Annotated in this window: 25 protein-coding genes and 1 other annotated feature; of the genes, 13 read left to right on the top strand and 12 right to left on the bottom strand. The window is 61.1% G+C overall.

Annotated elements, in window-relative coordinates; genetic code table 11:
- Positions 1–61: 61 nt before the first annotated feature.
- From NCHU2750_RS05395 to NCHU2750_RS05405, 3 genes are all read right to left on the bottom strand, one after another.
- Positions 62–1,300, bottom strand: a complete 1,239-nt coding sequence (locus NCHU2750_RS05395; RefSeq protein ID WP_119939515.1) for an MFS transporter — start codon at positions 1,298–1,300, stop codon at positions 62–64.
- A 175-nt stretch (positions 1,301–1,475) separates the two neighbouring features.
- The gene (locus NCHU2750_RS05400) at positions 1,476–1,931 is read right to left on the bottom strand and encodes a DUF411 domain-containing protein (RefSeq protein ID WP_119939516.1); all 456 of its coding nucleotides are present in this window, start codon (positions 1,929–1,931) and stop codon (positions 1,476–1,478) included.
- Positions 1,932–2,009: 78 nt separating this feature from the next.
- On the bottom strand, positions 2,010–2,357 hold the full coding sequence (locus NCHU2750_RS05405) for a hypothetical protein (protein ID WP_162939497.1): 348 nt from the start codon (positions 2,355–2,357) through the stop codon (positions 2,010–2,012).
- 296 nt (positions 2,358–2,653) lie between these two features.
- Here NCHU2750_RS05405 and aspS point away from each other — a divergent pair, with 296 nt between their 5' ends.
- Together aspS and NCHU2750_RS05415 are read left to right on the top strand one after the other, a co-directional pair.
- On the top strand, positions 2,654–4,444 hold the full coding sequence (aspS, locus tag NCHU2750_RS05410; RefSeq protein WP_119939518.1) for an aspartate--tRNA ligase: 1,791 nt from the start codon (positions 2,654–2,656) through the stop codon (positions 4,442–4,444).
- 207 nt (positions 4,445–4,651) lie between these two features.
- Positions 4,652–5,290, top strand: coding sequence for a hypothetical protein (locus NCHU2750_RS05415; protein ID WP_119939519.1), 639 nt, complete (start codon positions 4,652–4,654; stop codon positions 5,288–5,290).
- A gap of 51 nt (positions 5,291–5,341) precedes the next feature.
- Here NCHU2750_RS05415 and NCHU2750_RS05420 read toward each other — a convergent pair whose 3' ends face one another.
- On the bottom strand, positions 5,342–6,337 hold the full coding sequence (locus tag NCHU2750_RS05420) for a lysophospholipid acyltransferase family protein (protein ID WP_245480342.1): 996 nt from the start codon (positions 6,335–6,337) through the stop codon (positions 5,342–5,344).
- The gene (locus tag NCHU2750_RS05425; RefSeq protein ID WP_245480343.1) at positions 6,334–7,797 is read right to left on the bottom strand and encodes a cytochrome P450; all 1,464 of its coding nucleotides are present in this window, start codon (positions 7,795–7,797) and stop codon (positions 6,334–6,336) included. Before NCHU2750_RS05425 ends, NCHU2750_RS05420 begins: the two co-directional genes overlap by 4 nt.
- 167 nt (positions 7,798–7,964) lie before the next feature.
- Here NCHU2750_RS05425 and NCHU2750_RS05430 point away from each other — a divergent pair, with 167 nt between their 5' ends.
- Positions 7,965–8,291, top strand: coding sequence for a DUF1236 domain-containing protein (locus tag NCHU2750_RS05430; protein WP_119939520.1), 327 nt, complete (start codon positions 7,965–7,967; stop codon positions 8,289–8,291).
- A gap of 511 nt (positions 8,292–8,802) precedes the next feature.
- Positions 8,803–8,860 (top strand) — a sequence feature (sul1 is cis-regulatory element that is thought to sense ions involved in sulfur or methionine metabolism; They are found in Alphaproteobacteria).
- 73 nt (positions 8,861–8,933) lie between these two features.
- Positions 8,934–10,418: a SulP family inorganic anion transporter gene (locus tag NCHU2750_RS05440; protein WP_119939522.1), complete on the top strand. Its 1,485-nt coding sequence runs from the start codon at positions 8,934–8,936 to the stop codon at positions 10,416–10,418.
- A gap of 63 nt (positions 10,419–10,481) precedes the next feature.
- On the opposite strand, the gene NCHU2750_RS05445 is transcribed toward NCHU2750_RS05440, so the two are convergent.
- A complete protein-coding gene (locus NCHU2750_RS05445) occupies positions 10,482–11,672 on the bottom strand; it encodes an aq_1923 C-terminal domain (RefSeq protein WP_119939523.1) in 1,191 nt (396 codons plus the stop codon).
- 195 nt (positions 11,673–11,867) lie between these two features.
- Here NCHU2750_RS05445 and parC point away from each other — a divergent pair, with 195 nt between their 5' ends.
- Entirely contained in the window at positions 11,868–14,123 is a 2,256-nt protein-coding gene (gene parC, locus NCHU2750_RS05450; RefSeq protein WP_119939524.1) for a DNA topoisomerase IV subunit A, read from the top strand.
- Positions 14,124–14,216: 93 nt separating this feature from the next.
- Here parC and NCHU2750_RS05455 read toward each other — a convergent pair whose 3' ends face one another.
- The 5 genes from NCHU2750_RS05455 to hemB all read right to left on the bottom strand — a co-directional run bounded on the left by NCHU2750_RS05455 (position 14,217) and on the right by hemB (position 17,881).
- The gene (locus NCHU2750_RS05455) at positions 14,217–14,459 is read right to left on the bottom strand and encodes an AbrB/MazE/SpoVT family DNA-binding domain-containing protein (protein ID WP_119939525.1); all 243 of its coding nucleotides are present in this window, start codon (positions 14,457–14,459) and stop codon (positions 14,217–14,219) included.
- A gap of 67 nt (positions 14,460–14,526) precedes the next feature.
- Positions 14,527–15,402 carry a DMT family transporter gene (locus NCHU2750_RS05460; protein WP_119939526.1) on the bottom strand — a complete coding sequence of 292 codons (876 nt, stop codon included), beginning with the start codon at positions 15,400–15,402 and terminating at the stop codon, positions 14,527–14,529.
- Between the two features lie 3 nt (positions 15,403–15,405).
- On the bottom strand, positions 15,406–16,182 hold the full coding sequence (locus NCHU2750_RS05465; protein ID WP_119942998.1) for an arginyltransferase: 777 nt from the start codon (positions 16,180–16,182) through the stop codon (positions 15,406–15,408).
- Positions 16,183–16,328: 146 nt separating this feature from the next.
- Positions 16,329–16,787, bottom strand: a complete 459-nt coding sequence (locus tag NCHU2750_RS05470; protein WP_119939527.1) for an RDD family protein — start codon at positions 16,785–16,787, stop codon at positions 16,329–16,331.
- An 83-nt stretch (positions 16,788–16,870) separates the two neighbouring features.
- Positions 16,871–17,881, bottom strand: coding sequence for a porphobilinogen synthase (gene hemB, locus NCHU2750_RS05475; RefSeq protein WP_119939528.1), 1,011 nt, complete (start codon positions 17,879–17,881; stop codon positions 16,871–16,873).
- 131 nt (positions 17,882–18,012) lie between these two features.
- Here hemB and NCHU2750_RS05480 point away from each other — a divergent pair, with 131 nt between their 5' ends.
- Positions 18,013–18,444, top strand: coding sequence for a DUF6163 family protein (locus tag NCHU2750_RS05480; protein WP_119939529.1), 432 nt, complete (start codon positions 18,013–18,015; stop codon positions 18,442–18,444).
- A 239-nt stretch (positions 18,445–18,683) separates the two neighbouring features.
- A complete protein-coding gene (ldtR, locus tag NCHU2750_RS05485; RefSeq protein ID WP_119939530.1) occupies positions 18,684–19,196 on the top strand; it encodes a transcriptional regulator LdtR in 513 nt (170 codons plus the stop codon).
- Positions 19,197–19,322: 126 nt separating this feature from the next.
- Here ldtR and NCHU2750_RS05490 read toward each other — a convergent pair whose 3' ends face one another.
- A complete protein-coding gene (locus NCHU2750_RS05490; RefSeq protein ID WP_162939424.1) occupies positions 19,323–19,625 on the bottom strand; it encodes a hypothetical protein in 303 nt (100 codons plus the stop codon).
- A gap of 76 nt (positions 19,626–19,701) precedes the next feature.
- On the opposite strand from NCHU2750_RS05490, the gene NCHU2750_RS05495 reads away from it, so the two are divergent.
- The 6 genes from NCHU2750_RS05495 to NCHU2750_RS05520 all read left to right on the top strand — a co-directional run bounded on the left by NCHU2750_RS05495 (position 19,702) and on the right by NCHU2750_RS05520 (position 25,694).
- The gene (locus NCHU2750_RS05495) at positions 19,702–20,271 is read left to right on the top strand and encodes an aminotriazole resistance protein (protein ID WP_119939532.1); all 570 of its coding nucleotides are present in this window, start codon (positions 19,702–19,704) and stop codon (positions 20,269–20,271) included.
- A 16-nt stretch (positions 20,272–20,287) separates the two neighbouring features.
- On the top strand, positions 20,288–21,808 hold the full coding sequence (locus tag NCHU2750_RS05500) for an ABC transporter ATP-binding protein (protein ID WP_119939533.1): 1,521 nt from the start codon (positions 20,288–20,290) through the stop codon (positions 21,806–21,808).
- Positions 21,805–22,479, top strand: coding sequence for an energy-coupling factor transporter transmembrane component T family protein (locus NCHU2750_RS05505; RefSeq protein WP_119939534.1), 675 nt, complete (start codon positions 21,805–21,807; stop codon positions 22,477–22,479). The genes NCHU2750_RS05500 and NCHU2750_RS05505 overlap by 4 nt, the downstream gene beginning before the upstream one ends.
- On the top strand, positions 22,476–23,120 hold the full coding sequence (locus NCHU2750_RS05510; protein WP_119939535.1) for a phosphoribosyltransferase family protein: 645 nt from the start codon (positions 22,476–22,478) through the stop codon (positions 23,118–23,120). Before NCHU2750_RS05505 ends, NCHU2750_RS05510 begins: the two co-directional genes overlap by 4 nt.
- A gap of 244 nt (positions 23,121–23,364) precedes the next feature.
- On the top strand, positions 23,365–24,699 hold the full coding sequence (locus NCHU2750_RS05515; protein WP_119939536.1) for a L,D-transpeptidase family protein: 1,335 nt from the start codon (positions 23,365–23,367) through the stop codon (positions 24,697–24,699).
- A gap of 158 nt (positions 24,700–24,857) precedes the next feature.
- The gene (locus NCHU2750_RS05520) at positions 24,858–25,694 is read left to right on the top strand and encodes a porin family protein (protein ID WP_245480344.1); all 837 of its coding nucleotides are present in this window, start codon (positions 24,858–24,860) and stop codon (positions 25,692–25,694) included.
- Positions 25,695–25,711: the final 17 nt, after the last annotated feature.

Below are 25,711 nucleotides of genomic sequence, written 5' to 3' on the forward strand. Positions count from 1 at the left end.
GATCAACCTTCCTTTCGCTTTAAGGCCTTGATGTCAATACCACCATGCAGCGGCGAAGGCGTTAGTCCCTGCGATCTTTCTCCGGCGGTGCGGCGAGCTTGGCGAAATAGGCCGATGTGCGCAACAGAGCCCGGAAACGTGAGCGTCGCTCGGAGGGCGGCACCGGCGGCCTCACCCCCATGCGCCTTATGGTGAAGATCAGGAAGCCGACGAAGATGAACGAGGTATAGCCGAAAAAGGCCCGCGGCCCGCAATATTGCAGAAGGGTTGCCGCAAGCAGCGGCCCGACGATTGCGCCTACCGACCAGAAGAACAAAAGGCCGGACGCGACGAGCGCATACTGTCCGGGTTGCGCATGATCGTTTCCATGCGCCGAACACAGCGAATAGAGCGGCATGGAAAAGGCACCGAACAGGAAGACGGCGATGATATTGGCCGTCTGGTTGTTGCCGGCGCCGAACGAGAGATAGGCGCCCGTCAGGATCGACCCGACCGTCGCCCAGACGATCACGCGGCGCCGGTCGAGCTTGTCGGAATAGACGCCGAGCGGATATTGCAGCACCACGCCGCCGATGATGCCGGCGCTCATGAAGGTCGCGATCGAGGTGATGTCCATGCCGAGCTCATGCGCATAGATCGGCCCGATATTGCGGAAGGCGGCCATCGACAGGCCGACCGCGACGACACCGACGACGGCGAGCGGCGAAATCTGCCACACCGCCTTGAGATCGAAGGAAATCGTCGCCGGTGGCGCTGGGCCGGATTTGTCGGCGATCGAGATCGGCACCAGCGACAGGGTCATGGCGATGGTGATGATCGAGAAGATAGCCTGTCCGTCGATGCCGACCGTCGGAATGAGATATTGCGCGAAGGTCACCGAGCCGAGGTCGACGAAGCGGTAGATCGACAGCGTCCGCGCCCGGTTGTCGTTCGTCACCTTGGCATTGATCCAGCTTTCGACAGTGGCAAACAGGCTTGCGACCGAAATCCCGATCAGGAAGCGCATGATCGCCCAGGAGACCGGATCGATGACCTGCGCCATTACCACCGAGCAGGAGGCGCCGATCGCCGCCATTGCCGCGAAGGTGCGGATATGCCCGATTGCCCGCAGAAGCCTTGCCACATAGATGCAGCCGATCGCAAATCCGACGCTGTAGCCCGCGCCGATCAGGCCGATGACGGAGGGCGAAAACCCCTCGGCCGTGCCGCGAAGCGCGATATAGGTTCCCTGCAATCCGTTGCCGCCGATCAGGATGCCGGCGGTCACGAGCAGGGGCACAAGCGGTCTGATATGGCTCATCGTCGGACGGGGATGGGGAATCTCTGGTTTGACGTTCCCATAGCTGTAACCCGCATGGCGCGGCGGTGACAGGGCCTGTGCGACGAAAGATGACGCTGTTAAAGGAAAACATGAACACCCCCGACTGAAGCCGCAGACGGGGATGTCTGGTCATGGCCGTCAGGCCATCGGATGCTTACGGCGTGACATGCCTGTAGAGGGACTGGCTGCCGTCCTTGTTCAGCGCTATGATATCATAGGCCTCGTGGCTGTCGCCCCCCATGCCGAGCGCCCCGGACGGCATGCCGGGCACCGCAAAACCGGCAATGTCGGGATGTTCGGCCAGAACCTGCTTCACCACGTCGAGCGGAACATGGCCTTCGAAGACATAGCCGTCGGCCACCGCCGTATGGCAGCTCTGTGCCTCTTCCGGCACGTGATAGCTTGCCTTCACGGCATCCATGTCCTCGGTGTTTTCGATGCGAAGCGGAATGCCGGCCGCTTTCAGTGCGGCCACCCATGCCTCGCAGCATTGGCAATAGGGGCTCTTGTAGACCACCATCTCGGCGGCTGCCGCTCCGGTGGCGATGACGGATGCTGCGCAAAGCATGATGAAGGCGAGCGATCTCGCCGCGAATAGACGTGTGTTCACGGATAATCTCCTGGATTTTCGAATTAAGGATCGTCGAACGAATATTTCGTCGGGACCGTCAGCCTGCCCTTGGGGCAGTCAGACGTTCAGCGCGACGAGTTCGGGAGATTTCGGTGGCGGGGAGGGAGGGCTGGCACGCAGCGATGATGCGGTTGTGTCCTGTGGCATGGCATGGGCCGGTGAGATGCGCTTCGCACTGAAAGCCGAACCTGTGGGCAATATGGCGAGTGCCGTCATCTGCAGCGGGCAGGGCGCAATCGCGCAGCCAGCCTTCGAACATTGCCGCGTCTCGATAAGATAGCCATGTCCGGCTGCATGACCGAGATGCATGGTGATTTCGCTATGCGCCATGTGAATGTGGTCGGGCATCGATGGATCGCCGTAGCCAACCGGTCCGCGCGACAGAAGCAGCGCGGCGACAAGCATCAGAACGATCCGGCAAAATTTGACCATGGGCGCATGATCGCATGGACCATCGGGACAATGAAGAGGTGGCCCAAGGGACATAAGCACGCAGCTGCAGTTTCAAAGGATCAGCGCCTCCATGGTGCGTCCGAACGGGCGCACGGCGCGCTATCGTGTGTTAAGCCGGCCCGGATCGGCATTGCAACCTTGACAAATCGGAGCGCGCATGCGCTTTTCGCGCCGATTTTCCATGCGATCGGTGGCCGTGCTTCGCACGCCCGAAAAGCCGCTCCCAGCATCAGTCCAGGATTGAAGTCATGCATCGTTACCGCAGCCACACCTGTGCAGCCCTCCGCAAGTCGGATGTCGGCTCCAATGTCCGCATCTCCGGCTGGGTCCATCGCGTACGAGATCACGGCGGCGTCCTGTTCGTCGACCTTCGCGACCATTACGGCATGACCCAGGTCGTCTGCGACCCGGATAGCCCGGCCTTCAAGACGGCCGAAGTCGTCCGCGGCGAATGGGTCATCCGTATCGACGGCACCGTCAAGGCGCGCTCGGACGAGACCGTCAACAAGAACATGGCAACCGGCGAGATCGAGCTTTACGCCCGCGAAATCGAAGTTCTGTCGGCTGCCAAGGAACTGCCGTTGCCGGTCTTCGGCGAGCCGGACTATCCGGAAGACGTGCGCCTGAAGTACCGCTTCCTCGACCTGCGCCGCGAAACGCTGCACAAGAACATCGTCAAGCGCACCCAGATCATCGCCGCCATGCGCCGCGAAATGACCAAGGGCGGCTTCACCGAATATTCGACGCCGATCCTGACCGCATCCTCGCCGGAAGGCGCCCGCGACTTCCTCGTGCCGTCGCGTATCCACCCGACCAAGTTCTTCGCCCTGCCGCAGGCGCCGCAGCAGTACAAGCAGCTCCTGATGGTTGCCGGTTTCGACCGTTACTTCCAGATCGCGCCCTGCTTCCGCGATGAAGATCCGCGCGCCGACCGCCTGCCGGGCGAATTCTACCAACTCGACCTCGAAATGAGCTTCGTCACCCAGGAAGAAGTCTGGGAAACGATGGAGCCGGTCATGCGCGGCATTTTCGAGGAGTTTGCCGAAGGCAAGCCGGTCACCCAGCAGTTCCCGCGCATCCCCTATGATGTCGCGCTGCGCAAATATGGTTCCGACAAGCCGGACCTCAGAAACCCGATCGAGATGCAGGCTGTCACCGAACACTTCGCCGGCTCCGGCTTCAAGGTGTTTGCCGGCATGATCGCATCGAACCCGAAGGTCGAAGTCTGGGCGATCCCGGCCAAGACCGGTGGTTCGCGCGCATTCTGCGACCGCATGAACGCCTGGGCGCAGCAGCAGGGCCAGCCGGGCCTCGGCTACATCTTCTGGAAGGAAGAAGAGGGCAAGGTTGCCGGCTCCGGTCCGCTCGCCAAGAACATCGGCGAAGAGCGCACCGCAGCGATTGCAGCCCAGCTTGGCCTTGAAGCGGGCGATGCCTGCTTCTTCGTTGCCGGCGAACCGGAAAAATTCTACAAGTTCGCAGGCGAAGCCCGTAACCGCGCCGCCGACGAACTGAACCTGTCCAACAAGGACCAGTTTGCCCTGTGCTGGATCGTCGACTTCCCGTTCTTCGAATATAACGAAGATGAAAAGAAGATCGACTTCGCCCACAACCCCTTCTCCATGCCGCAGGGCGGCCTTGAGGCGCTGGAAAACCAGGATCCGCTGACGATCAAGGCCTACCAGTACGACATGGTCTGCAATGGCTTTGAAATCGCGTCGGGCTCGATCCGTAACCAACTGCCGGAAGTCATGGTCAAGGCCTTCGAAATGGTCGGCCTGTCTCAGCAGGACGTGGAAGACCGCTTCGGTGGCCTCTACCGCGCCTTCCAGTACGGTGCGCCTCCGCACGGTGGCATGGCTGCCGGCGTCGACCGCGTTGTCATGCTCCTGACCGGTGCGAAGAACCTGCGCGAAATAACACTGTTCCCGATGAACCAGCAGGCACAGGACCTGCTGATGGGCGCACCGGCCGAAGCGACGCCGACCCAGCTTCGCGAACTGGCGATCCGCCCGATTCCGCCGGTCAAGAAAGACTGATCGTCCTTTACCGGAAACCGCTCGAAAGCCGCTGTCACCCTGTGATGGCGGCTTTTCTCATATTTACACATTCGCGTGCGAACGCCGTGTACGCCGGCCTTTGCCACAATTTCGGCACCCGTCGGGCGCTGGTTGGCAATGTCGATACCGTCAGGCTTACCCCCGGGCCGGGCGGCGATCGTTTCCCCTCAACGGTTGGAGACAATCATGTCCAAAGTTCGCAATCTTCTTCTTCTCGGCGCAGCCGTGGCCGCCACCACCGCCGGCGCTGCCTTGGCGCAGGATCGCATGCACCAGATGACCGTTCGCCTGCCGGACGGCGAGCTCGAAACCATTCGCTATGCCGGCGACCAGGCCCCCAAGGTCAGCTTCGACAGCGACGAAGTGGATCTGGCGTCGATGAATGACGACTTCTTCTCCTCGCCATTTGCCGAAATCCAGCAGATCTCTGCGCAGATGGAGGCGCAGGAGGACGCCATGATGCAGGCCTTTGAAGGGGCAGGCGGGCCGATGAACATCGATATGAAATCGCTGCCCGCCGGCACGACCGGTTATTCGACCGTTTCCATCATCTCCGATGGCCATGGCTGCACCGAAAGCGTCCGCTATTTCGATGGCGCAAATGGCAAACCGGAAGTGCAGAAAGCCTCGTCCGGCGACTGCTCGGCTGCGATGAAGACCGGTCGGCCGACAGCCGTGCACGCGATCGAGCCGCATGCGCCGGCAGCCCACGCACCGGCTCCACAGGAGCCAGCGTTCCGCAAGCCCGGCGGCGTGATCGAGGCCAATTACGTCCAGAAGCCGAAGCTCGACAGCCATTCGGTCGAACTGGCCGGCCTCTTCTAAGAGCTTTTGAACAGACGCGTGCCCGGAGTGGCGACCGCTCCGGGCGCCGCATCACGCGAGCCGGCTGTCGAGAAAATACCACTGCGCCGGATGCGCCTTGATGACCGGCTCGACGACGGCGTTGATCCTCGTGACATCGGCGAGCAACTGCGCCTCGCTGTCTGCCTCACCGTCCAGGACGAAGGGTTCAAGCGCGTTGAGCGTGAATTGCGTGCCCCGCTCGCGTATCATGTAGACCGGCCAGATCAGCGCGCCGGTCTTGCGGGCAAGGCGGGCCACCAGCGCGTAATTGCCTTTGAGATGCGGAGGTTTCCCGAGAAACGGCGCCCGCATCCGTCCTTCGAAGGCCTCGTCGCAGAAGATCAGCACATTGCCGTTCTGCTCAAGCAGGCGAAGGGCAGGGCGCACGGCCGCCCGTCCGGGCGAAAACAGCTTGAGGCCGCCGCGCCTGCGTATATGCCGTACGATGAAGTGATGCGACCGGCTGCCCGGCGGATCATAGTTCAGCGTTACATCGAGGCCGAGATCGACCAGGCACTGATCCATGATCTCCCAGTTGCTGGTATGGATGCCGACGAAAATGACCGGGCGGCCCGCGCTCCGGGCCAGGATGTCGCCGGTCCCGACATGCCTTATAGCGCCGTGCCTGCGGGCAAGCCGCTGCACGACGGAATATTCCGCCTGCTGCCGCCCTTGCGATTCCATGTATTCGACGAGCCAGCGATCGATCGTCGCGTCATCGGCATCCGGGCGAAGTGCAACGAGGCTCGCACGGGCACGTTTCAGCGCGCCCTTGTGGGCACGCGGGATCAGATGCCGGCCGAGAAAGGCACCGATATCGGAGACCGCTTTCGCGGGCAGCAGATGAAACAGCCCGAACAGCAGCATCTGTCCCGCATCCGAGGCCATATCGCGCAGCCAGTATTGGATGAAGCGTTGTCGTCCCGCCGGTCCCTCGCGCATCAGTGCGGACAGGCCCGGTCTTGCCGTCGCCTCGTAGGTCCACGCCTTGCGCTTCAGGTCCGGCCTGTTTCCCGGCTTTTTCACGCAGCACGCCGATGCAGGGTGACGGGCAGGCCGCCCTTTGGGCGAAGCGTCAGGCGGCAGGCCGGCTCCACCTTATGGCCTTCGGCCACGCGGATCCGGAAACGTTGCGCCAATACGGCGAGGCAGAGAATGGCCTCGGTCAGGCCGAACTGCAGGCCGGGGCAGACGCGGGGGCCGCTGGCAAAGGGGATGTAGCTGTAGGGCGTTGGCCGCTTGCCCTCCATGAACCGTTCCGGCCGGAACCGGTGCGGATCGGCAAACAGCGATTGCGTGCGATGCAGCGTCCACGGCACGATCATCACGAGCGAGGCCGGCTTGACGTCGATAGTGCCGATGCGGTCCGCCTGCTTCGCCTGCCGGGCAAGGATCGGCACCGGCGGATAAAGCCTCAGCGTCTCCTCGATGACGGCCTGGCACCATTTGAGATTGGGCACGTCCTCGACCGTCGGCGCCCGGCCGCCGCAGACTGAGGCGATTTCGGCATGCACGGCCTCTTCGATCCATGGCGCCTTGGAGAGCAGATACCAGGCCCAGGTCAGCGTCGCCGCCGTGGTCTCGTGCCCGGCCATGAAGATGGTCGCCGCCTCGTTCCGGAGCGCCACCACGTCGAGCTTGAGTTCCGGATTTTTCTGCTGGCGCCGGATCAGCAGGTCGACCATCGAATTGTCGTCGCCCTTGCCGGCCAGATGATCCTCGATCACCCGGTCGATGATCCGGTGGATGCGATTGACCGAGCGCCGGAGCGACGGCGTGCGCACCAGCGGCAGGCCTTCGTCGAAACCGAGGAAATAGCCGATATTGATGCTGTCGATCAGCGACTGGTAAGAGGTGAAACCCTCCGTCACCGCATCGGCGCTGTCCTTGCCCAGATCGTTGCCGAACACGCTGCGGGAGATGATCTCAGCGGTAAGCCCGGCCATTTCATAAAGCGCGTTGACCTGCGCCCCGTCACCGAGTTCCTCCCAGCGGCGCACGAGTTCCAGCGACGTATCGGTCATGATCGGGCCGAATGTCGGAAGCCGCCCCTTGTGAACGATGTCGTTGACCAGCGGACGGCGCTGCTTCCAGGTCTCCCCGTCGGAGATGAACAGCCCGTCACCGAGAAGAAATTCCAGCGCCCGGCGCATCTGTGGCGTCTTGCGCTCGAAATTCTCATGACGCGTGGCGACGACGTATTTGATCGCTTCGGGCGAATTCACCAGCACCACTTGCCGGCCGAAGATCTTCACTTCGCTGATCCGTTCCTTGAAGTCCGAGCTGCGCCAGACCGCCAGGAAATCCTTGCGTGCAGTCAACAGGCGTTGAAGCGATCCACCCTTCTTGCCGCTGTAATAGTCTGCCCGCGCCGGCTCGAAAGTCTTTTTCGCAGCGTTCAGCCGTTCGACGGTGGTGATGCTTGGGTCGAGCCAGGACAGCATGAAATAACCTCGTGGGCGGTATGAAAAGTCTATGATGGCCATGGGGCCCGCTGTCCTCCCAGCGGCGCAATTCATCGCGCCTGCCATGGCTTTCGTCAAGCTTTCGGCTGGCGTTTACAGCAATTCATGCACGCTGGGGTGGAGGGGTATTTCGGAACCATATGCGTCCCGTTGTGTTGTTGAGCCAGAAGCAACACAGGGAGAGTGATATGCTCAAGAGTGTCATTGCCGCTGCGGCCCTGACGATGGTGTCGGGCGCAGCTCTTGCCCAGACCACGGTCATCACCCAGGATCCGATGGTGACCAATTCAACTGTCGTGATGCCGGGAGAAGTGCGTACCTACGTGATGGAGCAGCCTATCGACTCCGTCCCGATCGTTCCGTCCGAGGGCGACGTGCTGGTCGGCGAAGTCCTGCCCGAAGGCGTCGAAGTGCGCCCGGTTCAGGGCTATGACGATTACGGCTACACCGTCGTCAACGAACACCGGGTCATCGTAAATCCGCAGACACGCACGGTGATCCAGGTTCTGGAATAGTATCGGTTCATTCGCAGATGTGATGCAAGGCCGGGCCGCTCAGCGGTTCCGGCCTTCTTTGTTTATGACCCTTGCGAAGTAGAGGGCCCAAAGGCCAATCAAAAGCCCGCCGACAGGCGCCACCAGATAGGGTGCAATCTCGATGAGGTTCATGGGCGCAATCCCTTCAGCACCGAACTCGCTGCATAATATAGAGAACAGGCTCCCACAAAGCAAATCGCGCTCGATGTAGCAGTAAGCCTCGTGAGGCCGATAGGTCCGCCAAGCGCCGTAAAAATTGGAGCGAGGCTCCCCACGGCAAAGACTGCGATAGCAGCACCGTTCACAAACGTGGCAAGTAACTTCAGTCTTTCGTTGCCAACCAGCTTCGCCTTATCGTCGTCTCTCATTCGCACCCCACACGGATATTGCGACAAGTTATCATGTTTATGTTGGCTGGCAACGAGTTGGCTATGTGGTAAAGTCGCTCTGTTGCAGCGAAACGCTTTCCCCGCTATAGCTCGCTGATCCACAAGGACTTGGGTGCAATTCCCGAGTGGCTCTTCCGGCCGCCGATCCGCCGGACAACCGCAAAACCTGCAGATACCCAAGATCGCTTCGCCTCCCGTTGCGATTTTTACAAGCTTTGCGAGATCACCAGACATGTCGACTTTCTCTACCCTTCGCCGGGATTGGTCCGCCAATCCCGTCCGTGAAATGCTGGCGGGCGCCGTGGCGACCTTCGCCCTCATCCCGGAAGTCATCGCCTTTTCCTTCGTCGCCGGCGTCGATCCCGAGGTCGGCCTCTTCGCCTCCTTCGTTATCGGCATCGTCATCGCCTTTACCGGTGGTCGTCCTGCGATGATTTCGGCCGCTGCCGGTTCCGTCGCGCTTGTCGCAGCGCCGCTCGTCCATGCACACGGCCTGCCTTATCTTCTGGCTGCCGGCCTGCTTGCCGGTATCATCCAGATCGTCTTCGGCTTGCTCAAGCTCGGGGTCTTGATGCGCTTCGTGTCGAAATCGGTGCGTACCGGCTTCGTCAATGCGCTGGCGATCCTGATCTTCTGGGCGCAGACACCGCATATTTTCGGTGCCAATACCGCGACCTTCGCTGTACTCGCCGCCGGCCTCGTCATCATCTATCTGGCGCCGCGCATCACCACCGTAATCCCGTCGCCGCTGATCTGTATTCTCGTACTGACGGTGGCAAGCGTCAGCCTCGACCTGCCGGTCGAGACAGTGGCCGATCTCGGCAAGCTGCCGGACAGCTGGCCGGTCCTAGCCTGGCCGACGGTGCCCTTCACGCTCGAAACCCTGGAGATCATAATCGGGCCGGCGATCGCAATCGCCATGGTCGGCCTCTTGGAATCGATGATGACGGCAAGCGTGGTCGACGAGCAGACAGATACGCAAAGCTCCAAGAACCGCGAATGCACCGGCCTCGGCATTGCCAACGCAGCGTCCAGCCTGTTTGGCGGAATTGCCGGTTGCGGCATGATCGGCCAGACGGTCAGCAATGTGAAATACGGGGGAAGAGGGCGCCTTTCGACGCTTTTTGCCGGCGCGCTTTTGCTCGTCCTGATGGTCTTCCTCAAGCCTTGGGTCTCTGAAGTTCCGGTCGCAGCGCTGGTCGCGATCATGGTCATGGTGTCGATCGATACGTTCGACTGGTCGTCGCTCGGCAAGCTCGTCGTCCATCCGCGCGCCTCCAGTTTCGTCATGCTGGCAACCGTGGTCGTCACCGTCTTCACCGCCAACCTTGCGCTCGGCGTCACGGTCGGCGTTCTCCTCTCCGGAGTGTTCTTCGCCGGCAAGGTTGCCAAGCTCTTCCGTGTGGAAAAGCGCGAAGGTGCGGCCGGAGAGCGGATCTATCAGGTGGAAGGCCAGATCTTCTTTGCCTCTGCGGATGCCTTCGTCGACGCGTTCGACTTCGACGACCTACCCAAGACCCTGGTGATCGATGTCGGCAGCGCACATCTCTGGGACATCACGGCCGTCGATGCGCTCGACAAGGTCGTGCTGAAATATCGCAATATGGGCGTGGAGGTCGAGGTGCGCGGCGTCAACGAGGCGAGTACCGACATGCTTGACCGCTTCGCGCTGCATGACAAGCAGCACGCATCGCTGTCCAGCACCGCGGCCCACTGAAACACCGAAACGCAAAAGCCCGGCAGTCACCTGCCGGGCTTTGTTCATGGCGGGAGCGCCGGATCAGTCGTTGGCCGTGACCTTGACGCCGAGCACCTGCGGCAGGGTGTTCGGCGCGCCCATGCCGGCGCCGAGAACCATCGGGAACGGGACCGGGTTCTGCGGCTGCGCGGTAATGGTGAAGCTGCCCGGTTTGTCGAGATAGCTGTTGACCGCCTGGCTCAGCATGTTCTGCAGTTCCGGCATGTTGTACTGGGCCAGAACCAGCGGCGTCATCGCCTTGATCATCTGGGCCATCTGGTTGCCGGTCGTGTTCTGCTGCTTGCCGACCACATCGAGCGCCTTCTCAGTGATCCCGTCATCGTCGAAACGGATCTTCGCGCTGTTGAAGGTCAGCCGCTGCATCAGGCCGAGCATGGCGAGGTTGGCCGCCTGCTGTGCCTCTTCCTTGTTCGGATTGGCTTCCATGGCCCGCGCCGTCTCGTTGGCCGAGCGAACGAAGTCGGGCGTATAGCCGGACAGGCTGAAGGCCATGCTGAGCTTGCCGACATGGTCGAAGTCGAGCGAATAATCCTCGACCGCGATCGTGCCGGGTCCGAGATCCCAGCTGCCGTTCATGCTGACCTGGCCATCGAGCGTGTTGACGCCGAGATCGGAGATCGTCTGGCGCGTCTTCGGGTCGTCGATCGTCGAGAGATCGGCCTTGATGTCTGACACCTTGAGATCGAAGCCGACGGTCTTCTCGTCTTCCGAGACATCCGTCGTGATCTTCGATGAGCCGACCGACATCACGCTCTTGCCGTCGACCTTGACTTCCAGCGGACCGGTCGTCGCCTCGTCATAGAGCAGCACGGAATCGAGCGTATTGCCGCTCGTGTCTGCCGGGACGGTGAGGCCGCTGATGGCGATGTCCGACGCACGAACCTCGGTCTTGTCCTGGTGCATGTCGACATTGTCGAATGTCACGCTGTCGATCGTGTAGCCGCCGCCATCCTCCTCGACGCCTTCCATCTCGATCGTGCCGAGCGGCAGGCTGCCCTGGCCCTTGGCCGCGTTGAAACGGCTGTCACGCAACGTTACCGTCGAGCCATCGACCTCGATGGAGCCGGGAACCAGGCCTGCACCCGGCTCCATGTAGAGCGCGTTGTTGATCTTCTTGACGAGGTCGGCTCCATCCAGCGCAAAGGCCGGGGAACTGATGGCGAGAAGGGCGGTTCCGGCTGCAAGCAGGCGAGCCGTTGAAGCGTGACGCATGAATATCCTCCTGGAGGGACGGGTTCTGCCCGTTAAATCAACCGCTTTTATAGGTCGACTGAATGAAAGGTCCATGGCTTTGTGCATGTGGCGCTGAGCCATTTTTGTGACGCCCTTATCAAAGGGTAAGTTTCTCCACAGCCTGATTTCCGGCCTTTATTGCCGAAAACCGGGCTTTGGGCTAGGCAGGAAGCCATGGGACAGATCGTGAATCCGCCCGGCGACGACGGCGGCGACAATATTTTACCGGTGGACCTCAAGGCAGCGCTCGAAGAGCGCTATCTCGCCTATGCGCTGTCCACCATCATGCACCGCGCGCTGCCGGACGTTCGTGACGGGCTGAAGCCCGTCCACCGCCGCATCGTCTATGCGATGAGCGAGATGGGCCTTCGCCCCAACACCGCCTTCCGCAAATGCGCCAAGATCGTCGGCGAGGTGATGGGTAACTATCACCCGCATGGCGACCAGGCGATCTACGACGCGCTGGCGCGTCTGGCGCAGGATTTCTCGCTGCGCTATCCGCTGGTCAACGGTCAGGGCAATTTCGGCAATATCGACGGTGATAGCCCCGCCGCCATGCGTTACACTGAAAGCAAGATGACGGCGGTGGCCGAACTCCTGCTGGAAGGTATCGATCAGGACGCCGTCGATTTCCGCGATACCTACGACGAGAGCAATTCGGAGCCCACGGTCCTGCCGGGCGCCTTCCCGAACCTGCTCGCCAATGGCGCAACCGGCATCGCGGTCGGCATGGCGACCTCCATCCCGCCGCACAACGCCCACGAACTCTGCGACGCCGCTCTCCACCTGATCAAGCATCCTGATGCGACGGTGGAGAAACTGATCGAATTCGTTCCCGGCCCGGACCTGCCGACCGGCGGCATCATCATCGACAGCCGTGAATCGATCATCGAGAGCTACCGCACCGGCCGCGGCGGTTTCCGCGTCCGCGCCAAGTGGGAAGTCGAAGATCTCGGCCGCGGCGGCTATCAGATCGTCGTTACCGAAATTCCTTATCAGGTGCAGAAATCACGCCTGATCGAAAAGATCGCCGAGCTGCTAATCGCCCGCAAGCTGCCGCTTCTCGACGATATCCGCGATGAATCGGCCGAAGACGTGCGTATCGTCATCGTGCCGAAGAGCCGCACGGTCGATGCGACGCTTCTGATGGAATCGATGTTCAAGCTGACCGAGCTTGAAAGCCGCATTCCGCTCAACATGAACGTGCTGTCCATGGGCCGCGTGCCCAAGGTCATGGCGCTGAACGAGGTGCTGGTCGAATGGCTGGCGCACCGCAAGGACGTCCTCATCCGCCGCTCGCGCCATCGTCTGGCCGCGATCGACCGGCGCCTTGAAATTTTGGGCGGCTTGCTCGTCGCCTATCTCAACATCGACGAAGTCATCCGCATCATCCGCGAAGAGGATGAGCCGAAGCCGGTCATGGTGGAGCGCTGGTCTCTTACCGATCTCCAGGTCGAAGCGATCCTCAACATGCGGCTGCGCAATTTGCGCAAGCTCGAAGAGTTCGAGATCCGCACCGAAAACGACAAGCTGACCAAGGAAAAGGCCGATATCGAGGCGCTGCTTAGCTCCGACGACAAGCAGTGGCGGATGATCGAGGTCGAGATCCAGGACGTCAAGAAGACCTATGCCAAGGCAACCGAACTCGGCCGCCGCCGCACCCAGTTCGCCGAAGCGCCGGAAGCAGATATCGAGGCGATCCAGCAGGCGATGATCGAAAAGGAACCGATCACCGTCGTCATCTCGCAGAAGGGCTGGATACGCGCGCTGAAGGGTCACGTGGCAGATACGTCCGGCCTTACCTTCAAGGAAGGCGACGGACCGAAGATCGCGTTTACCGCACAGACGACCGACAAGCTTCTGCTCGTCACCACCGGCGGCAAGGTCTATACGCTCGGCGGCGACAAGCTGCCCGGCGGACGCGGCCATGGTGAGCCGATCCGCATCATGGTCGACATGGAAAACGATCAGGACATCCTGACCGCCTTCGTCCATGATTCAAGTCGCAGGATGATCATTGCCTCGACGTCGGGCTACGGCTTCATCGTCGCCGAAAGCGAGATGGTCGCCAATACCCGCAAGGGCAAGCAGGTGATGAATGTCGGCATGCCGGACGAGACCAAGCTCGTCGTGCCGGTCTCGGGCGATCATGTCGCCATCGTCGGCGAAAACCGCAAGATGGTGGTCTTCCCGCTCGAACAGCTGCCGGAAATGACCCGCGGCAAGGGCGTTCGCCTGCAGCGCTACAAGGATGGCGGCATTTCCGACATCAAGTGCTTTGCCATCGATGCCGGTCTTTCCTGGGAAGACAGCGCCGGCCGCGCCTTCAACCGCACGAAGGACGAACTCGCCGAATGGATGGGCGACCGCGCTTCTGCCGGACGCACGGTCCCGAAGGGTTTTCCGCGCAGCGGCAAGTTCGCAGGGTGACACGTACCTTCCGAAAGTCGCTGGCGGCTTTCGTCAACGCAAATGACGGCGCCGGTGATTGAGACGTGAGGCTGTCTCGACGGCGCCGTCTTGTTAATGCTTCCCAAGCTCCTTGAGGGCGACATAGTATTTTCGCATCGCGGTTTTGGCCGCGCTCATCTGGCGCTGAAAATCCTCGTCTGCAATTGCTTTCGGGGAGAAAAGTTCGAGGCCAGTGTCGTCTGAATGCAGTTCGACGATATCGCCCTCTTTCCAGCCGAGACGATGCAGAACATCCTGCGGCAGCACGACGCCGCAGCCTCCGTCGACTTTCTGAATGGTGACTGCCCTGTCCATCAGCAACCTCCCGTTGGCGAGTGAGTAGGATAGCACGACTTAAGGTAACTCGAAGTCACATTTTCTATCAGGTTTCGACGGTGGCCTTCGGCCGTCCGCGTCGCACCTGCCATGCCGCATGGCCGACCAGCGAAAGGATCAGGATCGCGCCGCCGAGCAATGTTCTTGCATGCATCTCCTCGCCGAAGATCATCCACACCCAGATCGGTGCGAGCACCGTCTCGAGCAGATAACACATGCCGACTTCGGCGCCGGTCAGATATTTGGGACCGGTCGCCAGGCACCAGAAGGCGAGCGGCAGCGTCACCAGTCCGTCGACAAGGACCCAGAATGAGGATGGGACGGTGGTGAAGCCGCCTGGCTCCATCATCGAAAGACCGACGATTGCCGGTATGATCGTTGCGACAAGCGGGACGAGGCCGATATCGGCCTTGCTCCTGCGTCCAATGATGATTGCGCCGGCCAGCAGCAGCGCCGTTGCGAGTGCCGACATATTGCCGAGCATGTCTCCGGCCGACAGCCCGCCGGAGACGATCAGTCCGACGCCGAAGACCATCAGTACCATGGTCACCCAGGTTGCACGCGAAGGCTGTTCACGTAGAAAAAGCCAGCCGAAAACTGCCGCAAGCATGGGCGTGAAGGCGACGATGAAGACGACATTGGCGGTTGCCGTATTGAAGACGCCGCCAAGGAAGGTGATGGTCGAAAGGCCGTAGCACAACCCGGCAAGAAGCCCGGCTCTTCCGGGTTTCAGTGCTCTGTCCGCCGGATGCAGTCGCCAGACGACAATCCAGACGATCAGGCCGAGCGCGAATGTCGAGACGCTGCGCAGTGCCAGCGTTTCCCACAGATCACCACCACCCAACCGGACCAGCGGTACGTCGAAGGAAAGCGCGACGCCACCGGTGATCGTCAGCAGCAGTCCCTTGCTGTGATGCCGCATACGTTATCGCTCTGAACGGGGATCGATGGCCGGCGGCAGAAACCGTTCCCATCCGCGCGCAGTCAATTGTTCCTGCGGCTGGTAGCGCGTCTTGTAGTCCATCTTGGAGGAACCCTTGACCCAATAGCCCAGATAGACATGCGGCAGACCGAGCGATCGCGTCCGGTTGATATGGTCGAGGATCATGAAGGTTCCGAGCGACCGCTTTTCCAGCTCCGGATTGAAGAAGGAATAGACCATCGACAGGCCGTCGCTCATCATGTCGGTCAGCGCCACGGCGATCAGTTCGCCCTTGGCCTCTCCACTGATGCCATGACCGGGCTCGCGGACGCGGTATTCGATCAGGCGGGTATTCACATGCGTGTCTTCCACCATGATCGCATAATCGAGCGCCGACATGTCCGACATGCCGCCATGCTGGTGGCGATCGTCGAGGTAGCGGCGGAAGAGGGCGAATTGTTCGGTTGAAGGCTGTGCCGGCTGAACCACCGAAACGATATCCCGGTTTGCCGTCATCACCCGCTTCATCGATTTGGTCGGCTCGAATTCACCGGCCAGGATGCGCACCGAGACGCAGGCGCGGCAGGCCTCGCAGGCCGGCCGGTATGCGATATTCTGCGAGCGGCGAAAGCCGCCCTGGGTCAGGAGGTCGTTCATTTCCGCTGCGCGGGGTCCGACGAGGTGCGTGAACACCTTGCGTTCCATTTCACCCGGTAGGTAGGGACAAACTGCCGGAGCCGTCAGATAGAACTGCGGGGAAGGCGTCGTCTGGGTATTCATCGAGTTGCGGCCGATCCCGTCATGGAGTGGGAAATGTCCTACCATGGCGCATAAATGGAAAACGTCAACCAGGAGCTTTGCAGCCCTTGGTTCCAGAAGCGGGCAATCAGCAACAATCCTGTGACTTTCCGCTCCGCCTATGCCCTTCAGCCCGTCCGCGCCACGACTGTTCCAAGCAGCATGTCATGCACCAGTCGCGACCTGTCGGTAAACAGGCCTGCCAGCAGAATGAGCGGCGTCAGCACCGAGTTGATCAGCCAGAACAGCACCGTGTGCACCATGGCGGTCATGAAATCCATCCGCCGCCCGTCGAGCCGCATCAGTGTGATCCCCATCGCGCGCATGCCGGGCGACGCCTGTGCAGGGCCGCCGAGCGTCATGCCGAAATAGAGAAGCGCGACGATGACGAACAGCGCCGGATAGAGCATGAAGCCCAGCCCCAGCGTGATGATGCCGAGGAAGAACACGACGATCGCGGCCGGAATGCACAACAGAAGCACGATCAGGTAATCGAGGATGAAGGCGAACACCCGGCGCAGAAGAACGCCGCTATAGGCGCGCCAGTCCTGCGGTGCCGCATAGGTGGGGTTCGGGTCGAGGCTCATCGATTTGGGGTCTCCTGTTTCTCCCCAACCATATGGGGAGATATTGCAACCTTAGCAAGTCTCGACCCTTCGGGGCCCGGCCGTCAGCCCTTGGCGAGCTTCTTTGCGACATCGACTGCGAAATAGGTGAGGATGCCGTCGCAGCCGGCGCGTTTGAAGCAGAGCAGCGTCTCCATCATCACTCGTTCGCCGTCGATCCAGCCGTTCATCGCCGCTGCCTTGATCTGCGCATATTCGCCCGAGACCTGATAGGCATAGGTCGGAAGCCCGAAAGCCTCCTTCACCCGCCAACAGATATCGAGATAGGGCAGGCCGGGCTTGACCATCATCATGTCGGCGCCTTCTTCGACGTCGAGGGCTGCATCGCGCAGCGCCTCCGTGCCATTGGCCGGCGATACGTAATAGCTGTTCTTGTCCCCCTTCAGCAGGCCCCCGGTATTGATCGCCTCGCGATAGGGGCCGTAGAAGCCGGACGAAAATTTCGTCGCGTAGGCCATGATGCCGACATCCTGGTGGCCGCTCGCATCGAGCCCGCGGCGGATCGCGCCGATGCGGCCATCCATCATTTCCGATGGCGCAATGATATCGGCGCCGGCATCGGCCTGCATGATCGCGGCCTTGACCACCTGATCGACGGTCTCGTCATTGACGATGATCCCGTCGCGCAGGATGCCGTCATGGCCGTGGCTGGTGAACGGGTCGAGCGCCACGTCGGTGATCAGGCCGATATTGGGCACAGTTTTCTTCGTAGCGGTCACGAACCGGTTCATCAGGTTGTTGGGATTGAGGATCTCCGAACCGGTCTGGTCGCGCAGGTCCATCTCGATATCCGGAAAGGGAGCGATCGCCGGAATGCCGAGATCGGCGGCTTCCTTCACCGCTTCCACCGCCATGTCGACGCTCATCCGGTTGACGCCGGGCATTGCCGCCAGGGGCTCGCAGACGCCGGTGCCGTGAGTGATGAAGATCGGCCAGATCAGGTCGTCGACCGTCACCCGGTTCTCCTGCACCATGCGGCGAACCCAGTCGGCCTTGCGATTGCGCCGCATCCTGCGGTGCCCGGTGATCTCGTCGACGAGATGCGTCTTGTCCATGACGGTGTCTCCGTTATTCTTGTTGTGGCGGTCCTTAGCACGCGACAAGTTGTTTATGAATGACCCCGATAGGTCATTGCTGCCATGCATGCGGCTGGCGGCTCGCGCCATGCCCCTATATATCAATCGGCATGGAACCTGATTCACCTTCGGCGCCGAGGCGCACGCTGACCGAGCTCCTGTTCATCCTTTTCCTGAGGATGATAGCGATCACCTGTTTCTGGTTCGGAATGCAATATTGGGCGATGCTCGTCGGCTACTCGCTGGATGGCCGGGCACGCTTCGATCTCCTGACCTTGCCCTGGCGGGCCGCGGCCGCAACGCTCGCCGTGCTTTTCCCGGTCGCATCGCTCGGCCTGTGGCTCACCGTCTCATGGGGAGCAGTCCTGTGGGCGCTCGCCGCCATCATCCAGATTCTGATGTATGTCGTGTGGCCGGCAATCTTCGGCACCAACCATCTCGTCCCGTTTCTGCACGTGCTCGTGGCGGCACTCTATATCGTTTTCCGACTGTCTTTATGGTTCGAAAGCCGCCGCAAGGAAGAGCGGGTAAGCACTGATTAACCACGAAGCTAAAGGGAAATAGCTCGTATTTTAGTGAAATTTTCGACGTAAGTGATTGATTTTTATAAGCGGAATTGGCTGCCGCAGGCTGGGCGCCACAGTCTCGCCGAAATCGGAAAATGCGGGTAGGTATTTGTTAGCCACGTGTTTTAAGTCGAATTTTATGTGCATTCGATAGGGTCTGTCTCAAGGCGGGAAGAAACAAACACACCGCCAAACAAAACAGTGAGGCAGTCATCATGAACACCAAGCTCAAGCCGCAGGCACCGGCAGTCGTAGATATCCACGAAGACACCATCCGCTCGCTCTACATGGAGTCGCTGCATCTGGTCGAACGTCTTCACCGCCGTCTCCTCGATGTCATCAAGGACGAGTTCGACCGTCAGGGTCGTGACGACGTCAACGCCGTTCAGGCGCTTCTTCTCTTCAACATCGGCAATTCCGAACTGACCGCCGGTGAACTTCGCTCCCGCGGCTACTATCTCGGCTCCAACGTTTCCTACAACGTCAAGAAGCTGGTCGACCTCGGTTTCATCAATCACTCCCGCTCGCGCATTGACCGTCGCTCGGTCCGCATCAGCCTGACGCCGGAAGGCCAGGCGATCGCCGAGACCGTCGCACGCCTCTACGAGCGCCATATCGGCTCGATCGAAAAGGTCGGCGGCATCGGCGAGGGCGAGTTCTCGCAGATGAACAAGCTCCTGCAGCGCCTCGACCGTTTCTGGAACGACTCGATCGCCTACCGGATGTAATCCGCACGGAAAGATAATGCGCCTTTAAACCACTAAAGGCTTGGCGTTACTCATTTCCTCCAGTCATGCGGTGACGCACAAAGACACGGCGGAGCGTACCCCTACGCTCCGCCGTGCGTTTCTGTTTCATTCTTCCGAAAGGCTCTGCGCGGCCGAGCCGCCGCCGATCGCCTTGATCCTCGTCAGGTCGACGATCACGTCCTGCCAGCCCGTCGGGCGGTAGCCGCGAACCTTGTCCGGCCACTCGCAGATGCCGTCCTCGTTGACATAGCCGACCCAATGCGCACTCGCGAGGTGATCGAAGAGCAGCAACACCAGTTTGTTGGCGGCAAGCGTTGATGTCGGCTTCCAGTTCATGAGCTCCCCCAGCAGGTTTTCTGAAGCGAGGAAAATAATCCGGTCAGCTTGCTTGAGGCTGGCGCCCTTCAATTTCCTGTGCGCAAGGCAGGGCAGGGATCGGCACACATCTTGCTTTGCTGAACCCACCGAATTTAAGGGGTCATTCATGCAAAACACAATCGCCAAACCCGAGGGCAATGCTCTCTTCCCGATCGTCCTTTCCATCGTCGCGGCAGCTGCCACCGGCGTGCTCTGGGCCTATGCCAACCCGATCCAGCTGGTGCCGGGCGTCATCCAGTGGCGCATCTTCGCCTTCCTGCCGCCGCTCGTCGGCATTCTGCTCGGCTGGAGAAGCGGCTTCATCTGCGGCTATCTCGGCACCATCGTCTGGTCGCTGCTGGCCGGCGCCTTCATTCCGGCCCATTCGCTGCTCGTCGATGGCGTCATGGTGGGCCTGACCGGTCTCTTCCCCGGCCTTCTCTTCGATCCTGCCAAGACCACCTTCGATCGCGCCGCGCTGATTAAAATCGCAGCAACCTGCCTTATCGTTGGCCTTGTCATGGTTGTTGCTGTTTCCGCCAGCTTGGCCTATCTCGGCATCTTCCCGTTCTGGTGGGCTGTCGGTTATCTCGGCCTGTCGGATATTGTTCCGATGCTGATCGGAACGCCGCTGCTGGTTGTGCCTGCCCTGAAGATCCTCAAGAGCGCACATCCGGCCGGGTTCACCCGCTTCTGAAGGTCAGCCAAGTTCAGTGTTTGATATCGATAATCTGACTGTCGGCTTCGGTGGTGACGTATCCGTCATCGCCGGGGCCGATCTGCATCTCGAAAAAGGGGCAAGGCTTCTCGTCTGCGGCGCAGCCGGCTGCGGCAAGTCGACCCTGATGAATGTCATTGCCGGCATCGTGCCGACACTTGTGACGCCGCCTGCCTATTCCGGCGAGGTCAAGCTGAACGGCAACACACTTGCCGAACTCGGCAAGGATCGCTGGTTCACCATGGTGGCGAGCCTTGCCCAGAATGCCGAGGACCAGCTCTGGGATCTCGGCGTCGAAGACCTGATTGCCTTTCCGCTGGAAAATCGCGGCGTTGCGAAGGCCGAAATCCGTGCCCGCGTCGCCGAATTGATCGTCGAACTCGATCTCGGCCAGTTGCGTGGCCGCCGGGTGCTGACACTGTCCGGCGGCGAGCGCCGCATGGTGGCGATCGCGGCTGCCATCGCGGCAAGGCCTGAAATCCTCGTGTTGGACGAGCCGACGACCGGGCTCGATCCCGCCGCCCGCCAGCGTCTCGTCAGGCTCATCGAAAAGCTCTCCCGCGATCTCTCGGGTGTTGTCATTGCCGAACAGGACCCGGCTTCCCTGCAGGCCGTGGTCGACCAGGTTTCGCTGCTCGACGCGGCCTCCCTTTCCACACCGGTCGATGCGGCTGCGATCATGTCCGAAACCGCGCCCTGGGAGGCCGCCGGCATTCTTGCGCCGCGCCGCCAGCGTCCGGTCAAGCTTGAGACCGAAGCAGGGCGGACGCTGCTTGCCGTCGAAGGCGTGAAGACCGAACTGAAACGCGCCGATGGCCAGCCGGTTCTGGAAAACGTCGCCCTTGATCTCAAGGCGGGCGAAGTGGTCGGGCTCATCGGCCGCAACGGCGCGGGCAAGACGACGCTCTTCCAGTCGATCCTCGGTCTGGCGAAGATGAAGGCCGGTACGATCACCATCGATGGGGAGGCGGCAAACGGCTGGACGCCGGCACGCCGTGCCCGCTCGATCGCCTACCTGCCGCAGAACATGCGCCGGATCCTGTTCAATATGACGGTGATCGATGAAGTGCTGTTTGCCATGACAGGAGGGGCGTCTGGTGGCACATCCGGTGGTGACCGCGCCAAGGCGGCGGAGATGCTTGCGCGCTACGGGATCGGCGATCTCGCCGAGGCCAACCCCTTCGCGCTCTCTGCCCGCCAGCAGGCGCTGCTCGGACTTGCCTGTGCTGAAGCCGCCTCGGTCAAGATTGCCATTCTCGACGAGCCGCTTCTGGCGCGCGATCTCGAAGGACGTCGGATGCTGCAGAATTTCCTCGCCACCATGACCGGTTCCGGTTGCTGCGTTCTGCTGATTTCCCACGATCTGGAACTGATCGACGATGTCACGTCGCGTTCGCTGATCCTCGAAAAGGGCCGCATCGCCTTTAACGGCAAAACCTCGGATGCATGGGGCAGCGAGGCCTTTGCTGCACTTGGCTGGCCGGCACCCTATGCCGAACACGAGGTGCTGGCATGACCAGGCTTCACGACCTCAATTTCTTCGTCAAGCTCGCTCTCGCCTTCCTCGTCATGCTGGCTGCATGGCTCGTGCCCGGCTGGACCTGGGGTGTTCCGCTCGCAATCCTCGCGGTTCTTTTCCTCTGGCTGTCCGGGACGCCCGGCTTTCGCGCCTATCTGAAGGGCGCGTCGCTCCTGACACTGCTCGTCATGGCAAGCTGGATCCTGAACCTTCTGATCCAGGGCATGGGCATCGGCGGGGCCGTCCTCGTCGCACTCGGCATGGCGGCTCGCCTGATCACCACCACGGCCGCCTTCTTCTTCGTCATGGAGACGAGCACGCCGGGCTCGATCCTCGCCGCCTGCAGTGCCGCACGTCTGCCGCCGATCGTAACCCTTGTCCTGTCGCTGACCTTCGGCATGATCCCGATGTTGCGCGAGGATTTCGATCGTATCGCCGACGCCCAAAGGGCGAGGGGGATGGAAATCGACGACGTGCCGCTGCCGACGCGTTTGCGCTTTGCGCTGGCACGCGGCGTGCCCTTGCTGGTACAGGCGATCCGCACCGCCCACGCCATCTCGCTGTCGCTCTCCGTCTACGGCTTCGACCTGAAGAAAAAACGCACGACCTGGCGCAATGTCGGCCTGCTCGTCGAGCCGCGCCTTCCAATCAAGGATCAGAAATCATGACCTTAGAACTCTCTCCGATCACCGGCGAAACCTGGAAGCTCGATGTCGATGGCTATGAGGTCGAGCTGCCGATCGTCGCCATCAAGCCCGATTTCGCCATCTCGCTGATGATGGTCATCGATCTCGGCGTCAAGTTCGGCGAACATGTCGGTGCAAAGCTTGCCGAAAAGCTCGCGCCGCTGAAGCCGGATGTCATCGTCGGGGCCGCCACGCTGGGCATCCCGGTCGCGATCGAGGTGACGCGGGCGCTCGGGCTCGACCACTATGTCATCCTGCAGAAATCGCCGAAGATCCATCTCGGCGACGCCCTGGTGCAGACGATCTCCTCGATCACTTCGAAAGGCGAGCAGCGCCTGCTGCTCGATCGCCAGGCGATCCCGCTGATTGCCGGCAAGCGCGTGGTCGTGGTGGACGACGTTGTCGCCTCCGGCTCCAGCATCAAGGGGTCCGTCGATCTCGTTCGCGCGGCAGGCGGAGATGTCGTCGGTATCGGCGTCATCCTGACCGAGGCGCGCGACTGGCAGGACGTGCTCGGCGAGGACGCCGGGCTCATCCGCAGCCTTGCCCATATCCCGCAATTCACAAAGGTTGAGGGCGGGGAAGATGCCGAATGGACGCCGATCCCTGAGACCTTTCTCTGAAGGCACCCGCAGGCGTTCTCGCGCCGACAGAAAAGTCACACTTTAACACTGCCTTGTGACCTTGGGATAGCTGACACGAATTGGCCATATTGCTATGTGACCGGCATCTCAAGCACTTGGTGGAATGGGCGTTGCCAGTTGCGGCAGACACGGGCCTGTGAAGGCGTACTGCGTTGCTTTTGCGCCTTTTTTAACCATATCCCTGTAGCGCTGTCGTGTTGACCGGGATCAGATGGATAGAATGATGTCGAAAAAGATCGAATCTGCAACCTTCTCTCGTCGCTCCCTCCTGCGCACGGCCTTGTCTGCAGGGGTGGCGGCCGTTGCCGCCCCGGCGCTCGCCCAGCAGCAGAGCCCGATCGACTCGCTCATCAATGCGCCCGGTCGTGGCAGCTGGGATGACCAGTTCGATGCACGCGGTTCGCGCGCAGCCGTCGGCGTCATCTCCAACAACCCGATCCTTGGCCCCGAAGGCCCGGCCAACATCCAGCAGGCGATCGCCGCCTATCAGCAGATCGTCTCCAATGGCGGCTGGCCGGAGGTCAATCCGACCAATCGCCTTCAGCTCGGCGTCGCCGATCCGGTCGTGCAGCAGCTCCGCCGCCGCCTGACGATCTCCGGTGACCTTGATGAATCTGCCGGCATGTCGAATGCTTTCGACAGCTATGTCGATGGCGCCGTCAAGCGCTTCCAGGCTCGCCACGGCCTGCCGTCGGATGGCGTTCTCGGCGAGTTCACTGTCAAGGCGCTGAATATTCCCGCCCAGACGCGCCTGATGCAGCTGCAGACCAACCTTGTGCGCCTTCAGTCCATGTCGGGCGATCTTGGCCAGCGTTATGTCATGGTCAACATCCCGGCCATGTATATCGAGGCCGTCGAGAACGATCGCGTCGCGCTGCGCACCAACGCCATCGTTGGCCGCATCTCCCGCCCGACGCATGCGATCAACTCGAAGATCTACGAAGTCATTCTCAATCCTTACTGGACGGCACCCCGCTCGATCATCGAGAAGGACATCATGCCGCTTATGCGCAAGGATCCGACCTATCTGACGCGCAACAATATCCGTCTTCTGGACAATCGCGGTCAGGAAGTGTCGCCGGAAACGATCGACTGGAATGCGCCGAAGGCGCCGAACCTGATGTTCCGTCAGGATCCGGGCAAGATCAATGCCATGGCTTCGACCAAGATCAACTTCCACAACCCGAACAACGAATATCTGCATGACACGCCGGAACAGGGCCTGTTCAACAAGATGATGCGTTTCGATTCCTCCGGCTGCATGCGCGTCCAGAACGTGCGTGACCTGTCGACCTGGCTGTTGAAGGACACGCCCGGCTGGCCGCGTCAGGAAATCGAACGCGTCATTGCCACGCGCCAGAACACTCCGATCAAGCTGACCCAGGAAGTGCCGGTCTATATCGTCTACATCACCGCATGGTCGGCGAAGGACCGCGTCGTCCAGTTCCGTGACGATATCTACCAGAAGGACGGCGACCAGGAACTGGCATTGCAGACCACCAACGGCATGGAGCAGCCGGCCGGCGCCATCACCGACAGGGACATACTGCCGCAATAAGCGTCCGATCTCGATTTCTACAAAAGCCGGGCAACAGTCCGGCTTTTCTCGTTTTGGCCTCAACTCTGCCGGGCCGGACGTAATCCCGTCTCCGCTTTTCCATTGCTTTCACATCAGTCGGCGCTAATCTGAAATTTCCGAGAGGGCGGAGATTGCGGATGACCCGGTGCTTGATGCTCATCGGCAGCGTCTTTATTGCGCTTGCCGGCTCTTTGCTGGTGCCTTTCACGGCACTTGCCGCCGATTTCGACCAGACGAGGATGAGCGCCGGGCAAAATGAACCGGAGCGGGCATGGTCCGTCATCGTCAGCCCCTATGCATGGGCCGGTTCGCTCAGAGGCAATGCATCGCTCGCCGGGCTCGATACTGATGTCGACGTGCCCTTTTCCGACATACTTCACCACCTCGATTTCGTGTTGATGGGCAATGTCGAGGTAACCAACGGCCAATGGGGTTTCTACATCGATGCCGAGCATGTCCGCACCAGCCAGGACGAGGAGATCCTGTCCCACGAGATCGGCCTCAAGATCCGCACCACCTGGCTTTCGGCAGGGGCATTCTTCCAGGCCTACGAGCTGGACCTCGGTGGCAACACCGTGTTCGGCAAGCCGAGGACTGTCTCGATCGAACCGACGGCAGGCCTGCGCTGGACGAAGCTCGATGCCGACGCCTCTGCATTCGGCCTTTCCACCAACAAGAGCGCCGACTGGACGGACCCCTTCGTCGGCCTGCGCGTCAATGCCGATCTGACCGAGCGCTGGAACCTGTTTGCAGAAACCGATATCGGTGGTTTCGATGTTGGGTCGCGGCTCAGCGTCAATGCCCAGGCCTATCTCGGCTATCGCACGGTGATGATGGGGCGCCCGACCATTCTGCGCGTCGGCTATCGCGCACTCTATCAGGATTATGAGGGCGACGATTTCACCGGGGTCAACAAGTTCCGCTGGGATGTGACGCAGCACGGTCCCGTCGTCGGCTTTTCCATGCGTTTCTGATCGTGTTGCGGGCCGTT

It is taken from the genome of Neorhizobium sp. NCHU2750, assembly GCF_003597675.1.
In the GTDB taxonomy this organism is placed as follows: domain Bacteria; phylum Pseudomonadota; class Alphaproteobacteria; order Rhizobiales; family Rhizobiaceae; genus Neorhizobium.